The sequence below is a fragment of the Dactylosporangium darangshiense genome (assembly GCF_039537565.1).
In the GTDB taxonomy this organism is placed as follows: domain Bacteria; phylum Actinomycetota; class Actinomycetes; order Mycobacteriales; family Micromonosporaceae; genus Dactylosporangium; species Dactylosporangium darangshiense.
The window spans coordinates 157,456-172,064 of sequence record NZ_BAABAT010000005.1 but is presented as its reverse complement, the minus strand read 5'-3'; the positions used below and the strand labels follow the sequence as shown (position 1 = coordinate 172,064).

Below are 14,609 nucleotides of genomic sequence, written 5' to 3'. Positions count from 1 at the left end.
GTCGCGCCGTTCGGCGCCTTTGCTGGCGGTGTGGTTCGCGGCCTTGCTGGCCGTCTTGCCCGTCGCCTGGTTCGGCGTTTCGTTCGGTGCTTTGCTGGCGGTGTGGTTCGCGGCCTTGGCGGCGCTTTTCCCGGCGCCTCATGTCGCCTCGTTTGCGCTTTCCCGTTGCTTTGCTCGCCGCGCCCGCGGTCGCGCCCGCGCCCGCGCGCGGTGGCGCGGCGTGGCCGTTCGGCCAGCGTTGAAGAGCCGTACGACGCCGCGTTCTGCCACTAGGCTCGGCATCCGTGCACCCGGTCATCGCGCGGATCGGCCCGGTGGCGATCCTGTCGCACGACGTGTTCGTGGCGCTCGGCATCGGGGTCGCCGCGCTCGTGCTGCTGTGGGAGATCCGCCGCCGGCACGCGCAGGACGAGCGCCTCTGGTACGTGCTGGCCGGCGCCCTCGTCGGCGGCGCGCTCCTGGCCCGCCTGGGCACCTGGGCGCAGCACCTCGACCCACGGGACAACGCGCCATTACTCGAGCAGTGGGCGTACGGCAACCGCAGCATCCTCTCCGGCCTCCTCGGCGCCTACCTGGGCGCGCTGCTGGGCAAGCGCGTCGGCGGCTACCCGCACAAGACCGGCAACCTGTTCGCACCCGCCGTCGCCGCGGGCATGGCGGTCGGCCGCATCGGCTGCCTGCTCGCCGAGCCGCCCGGCACCCCCACGAGCCTGCCGTGGGGCATCCGCCTGGACGCCGCGCACGCCGCCGCCATGCACGTGCCCGCCGGCGTCGCGCTGCACCCGTCGTTCGCCTACGAGATCCTGTTCCACCTCGCGGCCTTCGCCGCGTTGCTCGCCCTGCGCGGGCGCATCACCGCCCCCGGGCGCCTCTTCACCATCTACCTCGCCGCGTACGCCGCATTCCGCTTCGGCGTCGAGTTCGTACGCGGCAACGAGGTCGTCTGGGCCGGCCTGACCCGCTCGCAGCTGTTCCTGCTGGCCCTGCTACCCCTGACCGCGACGCGCTTCGCGTGGCACTACGCGCGAGGTCGCGCACACGACCGCTCACGCGACCGTGAGGTCCCGAACGAGGCGGAGGCCCTGACGTGACCTTCGCACCGATGCCCGGCGGCCGCGCCCGCCTCCTGCGCGGGCGCCGTATGCGCCTCCTGCGCGGGCGCCGTATGCGCCTCCTGCGCGGGCGCCGTGTCCGCCTCCCGCGCGGGCGCCTTGTCGGCCCCGCGCGTGCATGGAGCGGTGAGATGAGCTACGCAACGATGCCCGGCGGCCACGTCCGCCTCCGCGCGAGCATGGAGCGGTGACATGAGTTTCCCACCCCAGCCCGGCTGGTCCGCTTCGCCGCCGCCCGGCCCCGAGCGCCCCATCCACACCAAGCGCGTCTTCGCCGGCATCGGCCTGGCGTTCCTCGGCCAGGTCGTGGTGATCTTCATCGGCGTCGCGGCGATCGTCATCGGCAACCAGAGCGGCGACTCCGAGAACGCCCTGATCGGCTTCTACGTCGAGATCCTGCTCCAGGTCCTGCTGTTCCTGGCCTGTCTCATCGTCGGCATCGTGTGGATCGCGCGCCGTGACCGCGGTCTCGGCCTCGGCCTGCTCATTGGCTGGGGCGTCACCGTCCTGGTCTTCCCCGTCGCCGGCATCGGCGTCTGCCTGACCCTCGTCAACCAAGGAACGCTATGACCTCCGGAATGCAGCTGCGCGGCGACCGTATCCACCGCTACGTCAACGCGTTCTGCCCCGCCTGCGCGTCCGAGCGGCCGGACCGTCCACTGGAGACGGTCCAGCGCCTCTCCGGCTGGCTCGCCGAACGCGACGGCCGCATCTGGCTCGAGCGCGGCTGCCCCAGCCACGGCCTCGTGCGCACCCTCTATGACGAGGAGCCAGAGATCCTGCGGTACCTCGAGCAGTGGACCGCCCCCACCAAGACCCACATCCCCGACGTGGCCGGCAACTTCGCCCCCGTCCCGTCCGCGTACCTGTCCGGCCTGCCCGAGATGCAGACCCAGCACACCTGCATCCTGCTGGCCGACCTCACCGACAGCTGCAACCTGCGCTGCCCGACGTGCTTCACGGACTCCTCCCCGGCCATCGAGGGCGCCGTACCCCTGTCCGACGTCCTGGCCAGCGTCGACACCAAGCTGTCGCGCGAGAACGGCCGCATCGACGTGCTGATGCTCTCCGGCGGCGAGCCCACGCTGTACCCCTGGCTGCCCGAACTCCTCGACGAGGTCTCCCAGCGCAACGTCATCCGCATCCTCGTCAACTCCAACGGCGTGCGCATCGCCCGCGACGACGCGCTGCTGGACCTGCTGACCAGGCACCGCGAGCGCGTCGAGGTCTACCTGCAGTACGACGGCGTCTCCGAGCGCGCCGCCCGCCACCACCGCGGCGCCGACCTGCGCCGCCTGAAGGACCAGGCCGTGGACCGCCTCTCCGCGCGCGGCATCTTCACGACCTTGACGATGACGTGCGCCCTTGGCGTCAACGACGACGAGATCGGCGCGGTGGTCAAGCGCGCCCTGGACACCCAGTACATCGGCGGCGTCTCCCTGCAACCCCAGTTCGGCTCCGGTCGTTCGGCCCCGATCGATCCCATGAACCGCCTGACGCACACGGGCGTCCTCGCCCGCCTGGGCCCCCAGACCGGAGACCTGGTCACGTGGCGCGACCTGACCGCCTTGCCGTGCTCCCATCCGCACTGCTGCTCGGTCGGCTACATGCTGCGCGACGACGCGGGCGAGTGGCAGTCCATGACGTCGCTGATCGGCCACGACCGCCTCCTGTCGTTCCTGGACCTGGCCCCAGACCTGGTGGCGAACCGCATCGCCGACGTCCAGCTCCCCGCCGCCCTCCGCACGGCCGTCAAGGACTCCCTGCTGGGCCTGCTGTCCGAGCAGTCCTCCCTGTCGCACCCCGGCGTCGGCTCCCTGTGGCGCGATATCTGCGAGAACTGCGACCTCGGCATCTCGACCTTGACGACCCTCGTGTCGTCCTCGCTACCGGGCGGCCGCAACCGCCTGCGCAAGATGCTCGGCGAGCGGGTCAAACGCATCACCGTGAAGCCCTTCATGGACCTGCACACCATGATCGAGGAACGCCTCCTGCAGTGCTGCGTCCACGTCGCCACCCGCGGCGACGACGCGCAGCACCAGTGCGCCCCCTTCTGCGCCGTCCAGGCCTGGCCGGCCCTGTCCGCCCAACGCCTGCCCCGCGCGACCCGCCAACTCCTGCCCCTGTCCGTGCGCCCCGCCACCCCGGAGCCGACCTCGTGACGACCTCGCAGCCTTTGTCCCCGGCGCCGTCGCCTTCGGCATCGTCCTTCCCGGCATCGTCCTCGTCGGCGCCGTCATTCACGGGGCCATCGTCCTCGGCGCCATCGTCCTGGTCGGCGCCGTCCTGGTCGGCGCCGTCGTCTTCGGCGCCGTCGTCTTCGGCGCCGTCGTCTTCGGCGCCGTCGTCTTCGGCTTCGTCGTCTGCGGGGCCGTTGTCTTCGGCACCGTCGCAGGCACAAGCCCCCTACGACCCGCTCCGGCTCTGCATCTACGCCACCATCGCCGCCTTGGCCTGGCTGCTGGGCCCGGTAGCGGTCGTCGGCTTCGCCCTGCTGGGCTTCGCCGGCTACGTACGCGCCCGCCGCCGGGGCTTGACCCGCTCGAAGTGCGTCCTGCGAGACACCCGCGTGGTACTGGCCTACCTGGGAACCCTTGCCCTGGCCGGCACCGCGGCCATCGCCTGGCAGATCTACGACCTCATCACCTGAACCGCGGCGTTGAGGCTGGCCCCCGCGCGGCGGCGGGTCTACGGTTGGCTGCCGTGAGTGATCTCCCGCCCGCTTTGGACCGCGGCCCGCACGGTGCGCCGAGGCCGGAGAAGCCCGCCCAGCTCCCCGGCTGGCTGCGCCGCACGGAGGCGGAGCAGCGCTGGCCCGCCGCACTGGCGATCGCGGTGGCCATCGTCATCCACCTCATCCTGCCCGCCGACCTGGCCCCGCGCCCGCGCTGGCTGCTGCCTGGCCTCGAGAGCGCCCTGCTGATCAGCACCGTCGCCGTGAACCCACTACGCATCAACCGCGAGACTCGCGTCCTGCGCCCGTTGAGCATCGGCCTGGCGGCCCTGCTGACGGTGGTGACCGCCTGGTCGGTAGGCCTCCTGGTGCGCGCTCTGTTCGCCCACACCCACGGCGAGCTCCCTCCGGCCCACCTCCTGCTCTGGGGCGCCGCGATCTGGCTGACGAACGTCATCGTCTTCGCCCTGTGGTTCTGGGAGGGCGACCGAGGCGGCCCCGCGGCCCGCGCGGACGCGGACACCCCGCACCCCGACTTCCTCTTCACTCAGATGCAGGTCCCGGAGCTGGCGCACCATGACTGGGAACCGGGCTTCTTCGACTACTTCTACCTGGCCTTCACCAACGCCACCGCATTCAGCCCGACCGACACGCTTCCCATGTCGACGTGGGCCAAAATGCTCATGGCCGCCGAGTCGGTCATTTCGCTGGTGACCGTGCTGCTGGTGGTGGCTCGAGCGGTCAACGTCATCGGCGGCTGACCACCCCGACCAGAGGAACGAGATGCCGCAGCCGTACCTGCACAACCACGTCACCTGCGTGGCCGCCCCCGCGACGTGGCTGTCGCCCCCGTCCGGCCAGCTCACCTCCGGCGCGGACGGCCTGTACGTCGAGGACCGCCGACTCCTTGCACGCCTGGTGGTCACCGTCGCCGCCGCGGAGCCGTCGCCGCTCGCATTCCAGCGCACAGGCGCCGCCTCGGCTCTCTTCTCCTCGGTACTGCAACACTCTCCCTCCACCGGCGACCCCACCCTCACCCTGTCGCGCCGCCGCCTGGCCGAACCGACGGGCGGCACCGAGACGATCACCCTGTCCAACGCCTCCGAGACCGAGATCACGGTCGACGTCGCGATACACGCCGCCACCGACTTCGCCGGCATGGGCGAGGTCCGTGCCGTCCGCACGACGACCCGTTCCTACGCCCCCGAGCCACCCGACCTAGAGGCAACCACGCGGGAGATCGTCGAGTGGCAGGCCCCCGACGGCATGTCCGTTCGCCTCCAAACGACCCCACCGGCCGCGATCACCACGCCCCCGCGCGCGGACGCGAGGCCGCAAGCTCAGGCGTGCTCGGGCGCGGATGCCGCCGCGTTCGTCGAAGGGACGTCGCACGCTCAGGCTGCCCCGCGCGCGGACGCCCATCTACGCGTGGACGCGGACCCCGGCCCGGACGCGGACCCCGGGCCGGACGCGGACCCCGGGCCGGACGCGGACCCCGGGCCGGACGCGGACTTGCGCGCGGACGCGGACTTGCGCGCGGACGCGGACTTGCGCGCGGACGCGGACTTGCGCGCGGACGCGGACTTGCGCGCGGACGCGGACTTGCGCGCGGACGCGGACTTGCGCGCGGACGCGGACCCCGGGCCGGACGTGGACGCGGACCTGGGCGCGGACGCGGGCGCCGCCGCCACGTTGCGCTGGCGGGTCACCGTGCCCGCGCGCGGCAACTGGTCCGCCGAGCTGCGCATCACCCGCACCGACATCCCACCGATCGCCCGCCCGAAGCGGTTCAGCACCCTCCGCGTGACGGCGGACGACCGCCGCCTGGACGCCCTCGTACGCTCCAGCGTCCAGGACCTCGACGCCCTGCGCCGCACCGAGGGCGCGGACGCGTACTACGCCGCCGGCAGCCCGTGGTACCTGACCCTGTTCGGCCGCGACGCCCTCTGGACCGCCCGCCTCGCCCTCCCTCTCGGCCACGACGTCGCCGCCGGCACGCTGCGCGCCCTCGCGGCCCGTCAGGGCACCCGGCACGACCCGGCGACCGAGGAACAGCCCGGCCGCATCCTGCACGAGCTCCGCCGCGCCGACACCGGCCACGCGCTCCCGCCCGTCTACTACGGCACGGTCGACGCGACACCCCTGTTCATCAGCGTCCTGGCCGACGCCTACCGCTGGGGCATGCCCGCCGCCTCCGTGCGCGCGCTGCTGCCCAACGTGCACCGCGCCATGTCATGGCTGACGCGGCACGACGGCTTCATCGCGTACGCGACCACCGGCTCCGGCCTCACCAACCAGGGCTGGAAGGACTCGGACGACGCCGTCCAGCACGCCGACGGCCGCCCCGCCCACGGCCCGGTCGCGCTGAGCGAGGTCCAGGCCTACGCCTACCGCGCCGCCCTCGACGCCGCCTGGCTCCTCGAGCAGTTCCCAGAGCCGGCAAACGACGCGCCAGCGGCCCCCGCGCGCGAGACGGAGCCCACCTTCGCGGCGCTCTCTGCGCCCGAGCCGGAGCGCAACGGAGCGCCCACCGTCGGCGGCGACGATGCGTCACCTGCCTCGAACGGCTCGAGCGGCGATGCGCCGGCGGCCGTACCGGGCGCCGAGAAGAGGCACGCTGCGCGCGACGAGGCGGACGATGACGACAGCGACGAGGCGTACGACGCACCCGAGACGGCGAAGCGCTGGCGCGAGTGGGCCAACGGCCTCGCCGAACGCTTCCGCGCGCGGTTCTGGACCCCCGACGGCTACCCCGCGATCGCGCTCGACGGCGCCGGCGACCGGGTGGACCTCGTCGCCTCCAACATGGGCCACCTGCTCGGCACCGGCCTGCTCACGCCGGGGGAGAGCGCCGCGGTGGCCGACCGCCTCGCCGGCCTTCGCTCGCCGTTCGGGGTCCGCACGGTGTCGGCGGCGTCGGCCGGGTACAACTTCCTGGCCTATCACCTGGGCACCGTCTGGCCGCACGACAATGCGATCGCGCTGCGCGGGCTGGTTCGCGACGGCCACCACACGGAGGCGTCGGCGGTCATCGCGGCGCTGCTGGCCGCGGCCGCGCGCTTCGATTTCCGTCTCCCCGAGTTGTACGGCGGCGACGACCTGCCCACCCCGTACCCGTCCGCGTGCCGCCCTCAGGCGTGGGCCGCCGCGGCCGGCCCGGCGATCCTGACCGCGCTGCTCGGCCTCGACGTCGACATCCCCGCGGGACGCATCACGTTCGCGCCGCTCGCCCCGTCGCCTGTCGGTGCGTACCGGGTGCGCGGGCTCAAGGTCTCCGACGGCGAGCTCGACGTGAGCGTCACCGCCGCGGGCGAACTCACGGTCCACAATGGACCGATAGGCGTGACGTTCCACAATGCCGACGGGTCGCCCGCCCGCATCGCTCGTCCGACCTAGCTGGGCACCCGCGCACCGCCTGGGCGTCCGCGCGGCGAGGGCCGATGTTCGCGTGCGGTGTGGCCGTTCTCGCGCGGCCCGGCGTCCGCGCGGCGCAACGCGGTCCCGCATGGCATCGGCGTCCACGCCCGGCCCAAAGCGGTCCCGCGTGGCGTGAGCGCCCGTGCGACCTGGCGGGACGGCGGCCTAGCCGGCGCTGCCGCGCGGTGGCGTCAGGCGTAGCACGGTCCCGCTGCCGTCGTCGCTGATGAGTAGCGTGCCGTCGGTGTCGACCGCGGCGTCGACGGGCCGGCCCCACCACTTGCCGTTCGGGTCGACGAAGCCGGTCGCCAGGTCGACCGGGTCGCCCGGCCCGGACGCGGTCCACGGGATGTACTGCACCTTGTACCCGGCCGGCTTCGTGCGGTTCCACGAGCCGTGCAGCGGCACGATCGCCGCCCCGTTGTAGAACGTGAGGCCCAGCGGGGCGCTGTGCGGCGCCAGGCCGAGATCGATCGGGTCGGCCTTGGCGCAGTCGGCCTTCTGCCCGTCGCGGTTGAGCTCGTAGTCGCGCAGGAACGGCATGTTGCGCAGGCCGTGGTCGCTGTTGGGGTTGCAGAACGGCCACCCGTAGAAGCCGCCGTCGCGAACCTTGATGAACTCCTCAGGCGGGTAGTCGTCGACGAACTGCGCCATCCGCTTGCCCTTGTCCGACGTGCCGTCGCCGTCGACGTCGCGGCCGTCGGGGACCAGGGTGTTGTCGCGGTTGTTGACGACGATCCACAGCTCGTCGGTGCCCGGGCGGAACGCCAGGCCCTCCGCGTTGCGGATGCCGCGCGCCAGCAGGTGCCGCGACGCGTTGGTGCCCGTCGCGGCGTACGTGTAGATCGTGGCGCGCTGCGGGTCGCTGACGGTGTCCTGGACACACGCGTTGCAGGTGGAGGCGATCGACACGTACAGCGTCTCGCCGCGCACCGCGATGTTCTTGAGCACGTGCGCGTAGGTGCCGTGCAGCTCGGGCGTGCTCGTGTCGGGCAGCCCGTCGACGACGACCTGTCCGTCGTGGGCCTTGAGGTCGCCGTTGGCGTACGGGTAGCGCACGATGCGGTCGGACTCGGCGATGAACAGGTACATCTGCCCGTTCAACGGCGCGAACACCATGTCGTGCGGCTGGCGCAGGCCGCTGGCGAACTCCGACACCGCGCCCGCGCGCACGAGCTGCACGTTGCCGGCGCCCGGCTGCGACACGAGCAGGTCGCCGCTGGGCGTCAGCGCCATGAAGCGCGCCTTGTCGATGCGTGCATAGACCGAGGCGGTCCAGCCGGCCGGCAGCTGGAGGTACCGTTCCCGATCAAACGGCGCGGTCGCGAGCGCGGGTGGCACGGTGACCTTGACCCGGGTCGGCTGGCCGAGCCCGGAGCCTGCCGGGGCGCCCGGCGCCGTGCTGTCCGGCCGCGCGGACGTAGATCCGGGCCCGTCCGAGCACGCGGCAAGTGGCAGACAGCAGGCGAGCAGCATGGCCCAGAGCTTCCGCATGGTGCCGACGCTACCTCTCCTAAGCTTGTACGGTGCAGCTCGTTGTTCTGGACCGGTCGATCTGGCAGGCTCGCCGCGCCGCCCACGAGGCGCGCGTGGACGCCTGGATCGAGCCGCACCTGGCTCGTCGCCGGCTCGGTCGCAAGCATCCGGTCGAGGACTTTCTGTTCACCTACTACTCGTATCGGCCCGCGCAGCTTCGCCGCTGGCACCCGGGCGCGGGCGTCGTGCTCGCGGAATCGGGGGAGGAAGCGGCGACGGTGCCGCCCCGGCGCGAGGAGGCGATCGCGTGGATCCGTGACCTGCTCGCCGCCACCGCCGCGCGGACGCCGCATCTGGGGTGCTTCGGCCTGCACGAGTGGGCGATGGTGTACCGCCAGACACAGGACGAGCTGCGGCACAACGCGTGGCCGTTGCGCCTGGGCGCGGACGGCACCGACGCGGTCGTCGAGGCCGGCCGGATTCGTTGCAGCCACTTCGACGCGTACCGCTTCTACACCGCCCCCGCGCGGCCGCTGAACCTCCTGCAGCCGACGCGGGAGACGCAGGTGGCCAACGAGCAGCCGGGCTGCCTGCACGCCAACATGGACCTCTACAAGCACGCCTACAAGCTCGCCCCGTTGGTGCCGGCCGAGCTCATCGCCGACTGCTTCGAGCTCGCCCGCGACGTTCGCACCCTCGACATGCAGGCGTCGCCGTACGACCTGGCCGACCTCGGCTACGAGCCGGTCCGCATCGAGACCGTCGAGGGACGCGCGCGCTACGTCGAGGCGCAGCGCTCCTTTGCCGCCCGCGCAGCGCCGCTGCGCGGGCGCCTCCTCGCCGAATGCGACAGGCTCCTCGCGGCCGCGCGCAACTGACCGCAGGGTGGAGCCCGGGCGCGGCGGCCTAGTGTATAAGTCGGATTCATGTTGCGGCGGGAACTCGGGTCCGGGGAGTGGCGATGAGTGAGGTACGGCGGCGGCTGGGGCCGTTGCTGGGTATGTGGAACGTCACCGCCACCGTGAACGGCAAGGTCACGATGCGCGGCTGGACGAGCTTCGCGTGGGCCGACGAGGGCGAGTTTCTCGTCCAGCGCGCGGACGCGGACCCGCCCGGCGACGACGTCCCGAGAGAGTGGGTGGCCGACTCGCCGTTCCCGACCACATCGGTGATCGGCTTCGACGACGGCAGCAAGACCTTCACGATGCTGTACTCCGACGCCCGCGGCGTCCTGCGCGTATACGGCATGGACCTCGACGGCGGCACGTGGCGCATCTGGCGCGCGGCCGAGGGCTTCAACCAGCGCTTCACCGGCACCGTCACGGCAGACGGCAAGCGCATCACGGCCTACTGGGAGATGTCCAAGGACGGCATCAAGTGGGCCAAGGACTTCGACATGACGTACACGCGCAGCTGAGCGGCGTCACAGCAACTCTTAGCTTCGCCACAGCAACACCCCACTACCTTCCGCTGAGACGGCGCGCCCGCGCGGGGGCCGGCCAAGCCAGCGGAAGGAAGCCACCATGATCGAGGCTGTCGGCCTCACCAAACGCTACGGCGAACGCGTCGCCGTCGATCGACTGTCGTTCACGGTCCGCCCCGGGCAGGTCACCGGATTCCTCGGCCCGAACGGGGCGGGCAAGTCGACCACGATGCGCATGATCCTCGGCCTGGACGCGCCCTCCGCGGGCACCGTCACGGTCAACGGACGCCCGTTCGTCAGCTTGAACAACCCCATGCGCGAGGTCGGCGCGCTGCTGGACGCCAAGGCCATCCACGGCGGGCGCAGCGCGTACAACCACCTGCTGTGCCTCGCCCAGAGCAACAACCTGCCGCGACGTCGCGTCGATGAGGTCCTCGACATCGTCGGCCTCGCCGGCGTCGCGCGGAAGCGCTCCAAGGGCTTCTCGCTCGGCATGGGCCAGCGCCTGGGCATCGCCAGCGCACTGCTCGGCGACCCGAAGGTGCTCATGTTCGACGAGCCGGTCAACGGCCTCGACCCCGAGGGCATCCTGTGGATCCGCAACCTGATGCGCTCCCTGGCCGCCGAGGGCCGCACCGTGCTCGTCTCCAGCCACCTCATGTCGGAGATGGAGAACACCGCCGACCACCTGCTCGTGATCGGACGGGGCCGAATGATCGCGGACTGCACGGTGCGCGAGTTCATCGACCGCAACTCGGCCCTCGCCGTGCGCGCGCGGACGCCCGACGCCGCGCGCCTCGCGGCCCTCGTCACCGACGCCGGTGGCAAGGTCGCGCCCGAGCCCGACGGCGCGCTGCTCATCACAGAGCTGCCGCTCCCGCGCATCGGCGACCTGGCGTACGACCACAGCGTGCGCCTGCACGAGCTCTCGCCGCTGCAGGCATCACTGGAGCAGGCGTTCATGGAACTGACCAAGGACAGCGTCGAGTACCACGCGGCGATCCCGGGAGAAAAGCAATGACGGATTTGGTACTTCCACGAGCCGGCCTTCCCGGCATGCTCCGCTCGGAGTGGACGAAGCTGCGCACCGTGCGCTCGACAGTGTGGTCGATCGTCGCCATGGCCGGCATCGCCCTCGGCCTGATGTCGGTCATCGCGTGGGCGGTGATGAACCAGTGGAACACGGCCGACCCCGGCAGCCAGAGCTACCTGCGCGAGCACCCGATCGAGATCGTCATCGCCCGCCCCGTCTTCATCGCCCAGCTGGTGATCGCGGTGCTCGGCGTGATGGTGATCTCGGCGGAGTACACCACCGGCATGATCCGCTCCACGCTCCAGGGCCAGCCGCGCCGCATGACGGTGCTGGCCGCGAAGATCCTGGTGTTCGCGGCCCTGATGCTCGCCGTCGGCGAGCTGCTGTCCTTCGCCGCGTTCTTCCTCGGCCGTGCCATCATCGCCGACCACATCCCGGTCGAGCTGAGCGACCCGGGCGTGACCCGCTCCGTCGTCGGCGCCGGCCTCTACATGGCGATGCTCGGCCTGTTCTCGCTGGCGTTCGGCGCCATCATCCGGCACACGGCGGGCGCCATCACGGCCGTCCTGGGCCTGATCCTGATCGTGTCGCAGCTGACCGAGCTGCTGCCGGGCAACTGGGGCGCCCACATCCACGCCTGGATGCCCACGAACGCCGGCCAGCGCATCTTCGAGCCGACGCTGCCCCCGGACGCGCTGCTGACGCAGTGGCAGGGCTTCGCGGTCTTCAGCGGTTGGACGGTGCTGCTGCTGGCCGTGGCCGCGTACCTGTTCAAGACCCGCGACGCCTGATCTGGTTCAGCCACCACCGTCACCGCCATCGCCCGCGACCGCGCGGCGTCTTCGAGGGGGTTCCGCCCCGGGGGACGCCGCGCTGTCGCGTTCCGGCGTGTGTCCGGATGGCGCCGCGTCTGACCCGTGCCTCGCAGAAGGGCACCCCTTCGAGTCGCGCTCGAATGCAGTGCCGCGCCGTCCGGGCGCGATCGGCCACGCGTGAAACGTTTCTTGGCACTCGTGCTCGGATGCGTTGCGGGGCAGGGTCAGGCAACGATGCGGGCCACCTCGGCAGCACAACCCCAGGACAGGGTGACGCCCGCGCCGCCGTGGCCGTAGGCGTGGACGATGCGCGTGCCGCCCGGGAGCGTCACCGCGTCGGCCTCCACGCGCGGGCCGCCGTGCCGCGCCGGGCGCAGCCCCGCCGCCTCCCACAGCGGCCGGGCGCCTTCCAGCTGCGGCACCAGTTCGGCGCAGCGGCGCAGGATCGCCTCCGTGGTGCCCGGGTCCGGTGTCTCGCTCCATTCGCCGGCCTGGAACGTGCCGCCGAGGACGACGTCGCGGGAGCGCGGGTGCACGTACGTCATGCCGTCCGGGTGTTCTTCGTCACGCACCGACGTCACCAGGCCCGGGTTGGCGACCCCGACGACCTGCCCCCGGGCCGGGAACACCGCCGGATCGTCCGCGAGCAGGCGCGCTGCGAGCCCGGTCGCGTTGACCAGCGTCCCCGCCTGCCCGTCCAGCTCTCGCAGCCGTTCCACGCGCCCGAGCGCGATCGTCCCGCCGAGCTCGCGGACCCGGTCGGCCAGCCACGGCAGGTACAGGGGCATCTCGACCGACGGCACCGTGAACCGCCACTCGTCCGGTCCCGCGGAGGCGCTCGAGCCGCCCGGGTGCACGGCGAAGTCCGGCACTGCGGCGGCCCACCACGGCGGGCCGGACGGCGCGCGCAGGATCATCCGGGTCGGGCGAGGCACGACGCCCGGCACGGCGGCGCCGGCCTGCGCCATGAGCTCGTCGTAGGTCTCGTGCGCCCACGCGAGGACGCGGGGATCGGGGTCGGTGTGGGTCGGGTACCAGACCGCGGCGGCCAGCCGGGACACCGTCCGGGCCGGCTCGTCGGCCGTCACCACCCGCACCCGAGCGCCGTCTTCCAGCAGCCGCACCGCGCACGTCAGCCCGATCACGCCCGCGCCCAGCACGATCACGTCGTCCATGCGTCAAGGCAACCAGCCGCCGGGGCCGGTGTCCAAGGCTCGTCGGCACGACAATCGCGCCGACCTCGTTGCTCAGCGTCCGCCAGCGCGCCCGTGCGCGGGACCGCGGGCTAGCTTCGTCCGCGCGGGACCGTTGGGCCAGCTGTGCCCGTGCGCGGGATTGCCGGGCCAGCCGCGCTCGCGCGAATCGGGTCCATGGGCGTCGCCGGGTGGCTGCGGGCCCGCCGGCGACGCCGCCAGGGGGCCAGGGTCAGTCGCGCACGAACGTCAGCAGGTCGGCGTTGAACGCCGCCTCGTAGGCGCCGACGATGCCGTGGGACGCGCCCGGGTACACCTTGAGCGTCGGGTCCTTGAGCAGCTGCACCGCCTTGAGCGCGGCGGCCTGGATCGGCACGATCTGGTCGTCGTCGCCTTGCCCGACGAACACCGGAATGTCGATCCGCTTGAGATCCTCGGTGAAGTCGGTCTCGGAGAACTCCTTGACGCAGTCGTACGCCGCCTTCATCCCGACCTGCATGCTCTGCAGCCAGAACTCGTCGCGTTTGCCCTGCGACACCGTGCTGCCGGGCCGGTTGGCGCCGTAGAACGGTCCGCTCAGGTCGCGGTAGTACTGGCTGCGATCGGCCGCCAGGCCCGCGCGGATGCGGTCGAACACCTCGCGCGGCGAGCCCTCGGGGTTGTTCTCCGTCTTGAGCATCAGCGGCGGCACTGCGCCGACCAGCACCGCCTTCGATACGCGCGACGTGCCGTGGCGGCCGAGGTACCGGGTGACCTCGCCGCCGCCGGTCGAGTGCCCCACCAGGATCGCGTTGGTGAGGCCGAGCTGGTCGAGCAGGTCGGAGAGGTCGTCGGCGTACTGGTCCATGGTGTTGCCGTTCCACGTCTGCGTGGAACGGCCGTGTCCCCGGCGGTCGTGGGCGATCGCGCGGAAGCCGTTCGAGGCGAGCAGCATCAGCTGGTCGTCCCAGGCATCGGCGTTGAGCGGCCAGCCGTGGCTGAACACGACGGGCCGGCCCGACCCCCAGTCCTTGTAGAAGATCTGGGCACCGTCGGATGTGGTGATGATTGGCATGACGCCTCCTCGCGACTCAGTGCGAGCCCGGTGTCGGCCGGCTCGTGGTGCGGTGCTGACCGCGATGCCGCGGGATAAACCCGCCGCCGGAAACCAGGACGCGCACACCCGGTCGCGGCGCCAGAGCGGGTGACTCACCGAATGATTCGTGTCCGCGCCCTCGTGCCGCCTGCACATGCGTCGAGGCGGTGCCGACATCAACGGGCGCTCCGTGCGCGCGAGGCGACGAGCCTCGAGGTCTACGACCAGCCTGGCCGCGTCGCCGTTTCGCTGCCCCGCCCGTGCGGACTACGCCAGTTGGCGCGCCTACGGCAGGGACTTTTTGCGGCCCGGCGCGGCAAGCGGTAGTCGCCGGAGAGGGCGTCGCGAGCCCCACGGCCAGCTGGGAGGGCCCCCGCGCGGGGGCGTCTCA

General features: G+C 72.2%; 13 protein-coding genes. 10 read left to right on the top strand and 3 right to left on the bottom strand.

What is annotated here, in order from left to right:
- Positions 1-284: 284 nt before the first annotated feature.
- The 6 genes from ABD901_RS13165 (at position 285) to ABD901_RS13140 (ending at position 7,182) form a co-directional block, all read left to right on the top strand.
- Positions 285-1,091, top strand: coding sequence for a prolipoprotein diacylglyceryl transferase (locus tag ABD901_RS13165; RefSeq protein ID WP_345124922.1), 807 nt, complete (start codon positions 285-287; stop codon positions 1,089-1,091).
- A 213-nt stretch (positions 1,092-1,304) separates the two neighbouring features.
- The gene (locus ABD901_RS13160) at positions 1,305-1,682 is read left to right on the top strand and encodes a hypothetical protein (RefSeq protein ID WP_345124919.1); all 378 of its coding nucleotides are present in this window, start codon (positions 1,305-1,307) and stop codon (positions 1,680-1,682) included.
- Positions 1,679-3,274 carry a radical SAM protein gene (locus ABD901_RS13155; RefSeq protein WP_345124916.1) on the top strand — a complete coding sequence of 532 codons (1,596 nt, stop codon included), beginning with the start codon at positions 1,679-1,681 and terminating at the stop codon, positions 3,272-3,274. The genes ABD901_RS13160 and ABD901_RS13155 overlap by 4 nt, the downstream gene beginning before the upstream one ends.
- A gap of 287 nt (positions 3,275-3,561) precedes the next feature.
- The gene (locus ABD901_RS13150; protein ID WP_345124913.1) at positions 3,562-3,762 is read left to right on the top strand and encodes a hypothetical protein; all 201 of its coding nucleotides are present in this window, start codon (positions 3,562-3,564) and stop codon (positions 3,760-3,762) included.
- A gap of 53 nt (positions 3,763-3,815) precedes the next feature.
- The gene (locus ABD901_RS13145) at positions 3,816-4,547 is read left to right on the top strand and encodes a hypothetical protein (protein WP_345124910.1); all 732 of its coding nucleotides are present in this window, start codon (positions 3,816-3,818) and stop codon (positions 4,545-4,547) included.
- 22 nt (positions 4,548-4,569) lie between these two features.
- On the top strand, positions 4,570-7,182 hold the full coding sequence (locus ABD901_RS13140) for a glycogen debranching N-terminal domain-containing protein (protein ID WP_345124908.1): 2,613 nt from the start codon (positions 4,570-4,572) through the stop codon (positions 7,180-7,182).
- Between the two features lie 186 nt (positions 7,183-7,368).
- On the opposite strand, the gene ABD901_RS13135 is transcribed toward ABD901_RS13140, so the two are convergent.
- Positions 7,369-8,697, bottom strand: coding sequence for a PQQ-dependent sugar dehydrogenase (locus ABD901_RS13135; RefSeq protein WP_345124906.1), 1,329 nt, complete (start codon positions 8,695-8,697; stop codon positions 7,369-7,371).
- 32 nt (positions 8,698-8,729) lie between these two features.
- Between ABD901_RS13135 and ABD901_RS13130 the strand changes: the two genes are divergently transcribed.
- The 4 genes from ABD901_RS13130 to ABD901_RS13115 all read left to right on the top strand — a co-directional run bounded on the left by ABD901_RS13130 (position 8,730) and on the right by ABD901_RS13115 (position 11,926).
- On the top strand, positions 8,730-9,557 hold the full coding sequence (locus ABD901_RS13130; protein ID WP_345124904.1) for a 3-methyladenine DNA glycosylase: 828 nt from the start codon (positions 8,730-8,732) through the stop codon (positions 9,555-9,557).
- A gap of 83 nt (positions 9,558-9,640) precedes the next feature.
- On the top strand, positions 9,641-10,096 hold the full coding sequence (locus tag ABD901_RS13125) for a hypothetical protein (RefSeq protein ID WP_345124903.1): 456 nt from the start codon (positions 9,641-9,643) through the stop codon (positions 10,094-10,096).
- A 106-nt stretch (positions 10,097-10,202) separates the two neighbouring features.
- Positions 10,203-11,123 carry an ABC transporter ATP-binding protein gene (locus ABD901_RS13120; protein ID WP_345124901.1) on the top strand — a complete coding sequence of 307 codons (921 nt, stop codon included), beginning with the start codon at positions 10,203-10,205 and terminating at the stop codon, positions 11,121-11,123.
- A 35-nt stretch (positions 11,124-11,158) separates the two neighbouring features.
- Positions 11,159-11,926 (top strand): ABC transporter permease, encoded by a 768-nt coding sequence (locus ABD901_RS13115; RefSeq protein ID WP_345124898.1) that lies wholly within the window; start codon positions 11,159-11,161, stop codon positions 11,924-11,926.
- A 248-nt stretch (positions 11,927-12,174) separates the two neighbouring features.
- Here ABD901_RS13115 and ABD901_RS13110 read toward each other — a convergent pair whose 3' ends face one another.
- Both ABD901_RS13110 and ABD901_RS13105 read right to left on the bottom strand, forming a co-directional pair.
- Positions 12,175-13,125 carry an FAD-dependent oxidoreductase gene (locus ABD901_RS13110; protein ID WP_345124896.1) on the bottom strand — a complete coding sequence of 317 codons (951 nt, stop codon included), beginning with the start codon at positions 13,123-13,125 and terminating at the stop codon, positions 12,175-12,177.
- 250 nt (positions 13,126-13,375) lie between these two features.
- Positions 13,376-14,197, bottom strand: a complete 822-nt coding sequence (locus tag ABD901_RS13105; protein ID WP_345124894.1) for an alpha/beta fold hydrolase — start codon at positions 14,195-14,197, stop codon at positions 13,376-13,378.
- Positions 14,198-14,609 lie beyond the last annotated feature (412 nt).

Excerpts from the sequence above, each read along its gene's own strand:
- ABD901_RS13155 (WP_345124916.1), top strand. The coding sequence starts at position 1,679 with ATGACCTCCGGAATGCAGCTGCGCGGCGACCGTATCCACCGCTACGTC.
- ABD901_RS13105 (WP_345124894.1), bottom strand. The coding sequence starts at position 14,197 with ATGCCAATCATCACCACATCCGACGGTGCCCAGATCTTCTACAAGGAC.
- ABD901_RS13160 (WP_345124919.1), top strand. The coding sequence starts at position 1,305 with ATGAGTTTCCCACCCCAGCCCGGCTGGTCCGCTTCGCCGCCGCCCGGC.
- ABD901_RS13115 (WP_345124898.1), top strand. The coding sequence starts at position 11,159 with ATGCTCCGCTCGGAGTGGACGAAGCTGCGCACCGTGCGCTCGACAGTG.
- ABD901_RS13135 (WP_345124906.1), bottom strand. The coding sequence starts at position 8,697 with ATGCGGAAGCTCTGGGCCATGCTGCTCGCCTGCTGTCTGCCACTTGCC.
- ABD901_RS13120 (WP_345124901.1), top strand. The coding sequence starts at position 10,203 with ATGATCGAGGCTGTCGGCCTCACCAAACGCTACGGCGAACGCGTCGCC.
- ABD901_RS13125 (WP_345124903.1), top strand. The coding sequence starts at position 9,641 with ATGAGTGAGGTACGGCGGCGGCTGGGGCCGTTGCTGGGTATGTGGAAC.
- ABD901_RS13140 (WP_345124908.1), top strand. The coding sequence starts at position 4,570 with ATGCCGCAGCCGTACCTGCACAACCACGTCACCTGCGTGGCCGCCCCC.
- ABD901_RS13110 (WP_345124896.1), bottom strand. The coding sequence starts at position 13,125 with ATGGACGACGTGATCGTGCTGGGCGCGGGCGTGATCGGGCTGACGTGC.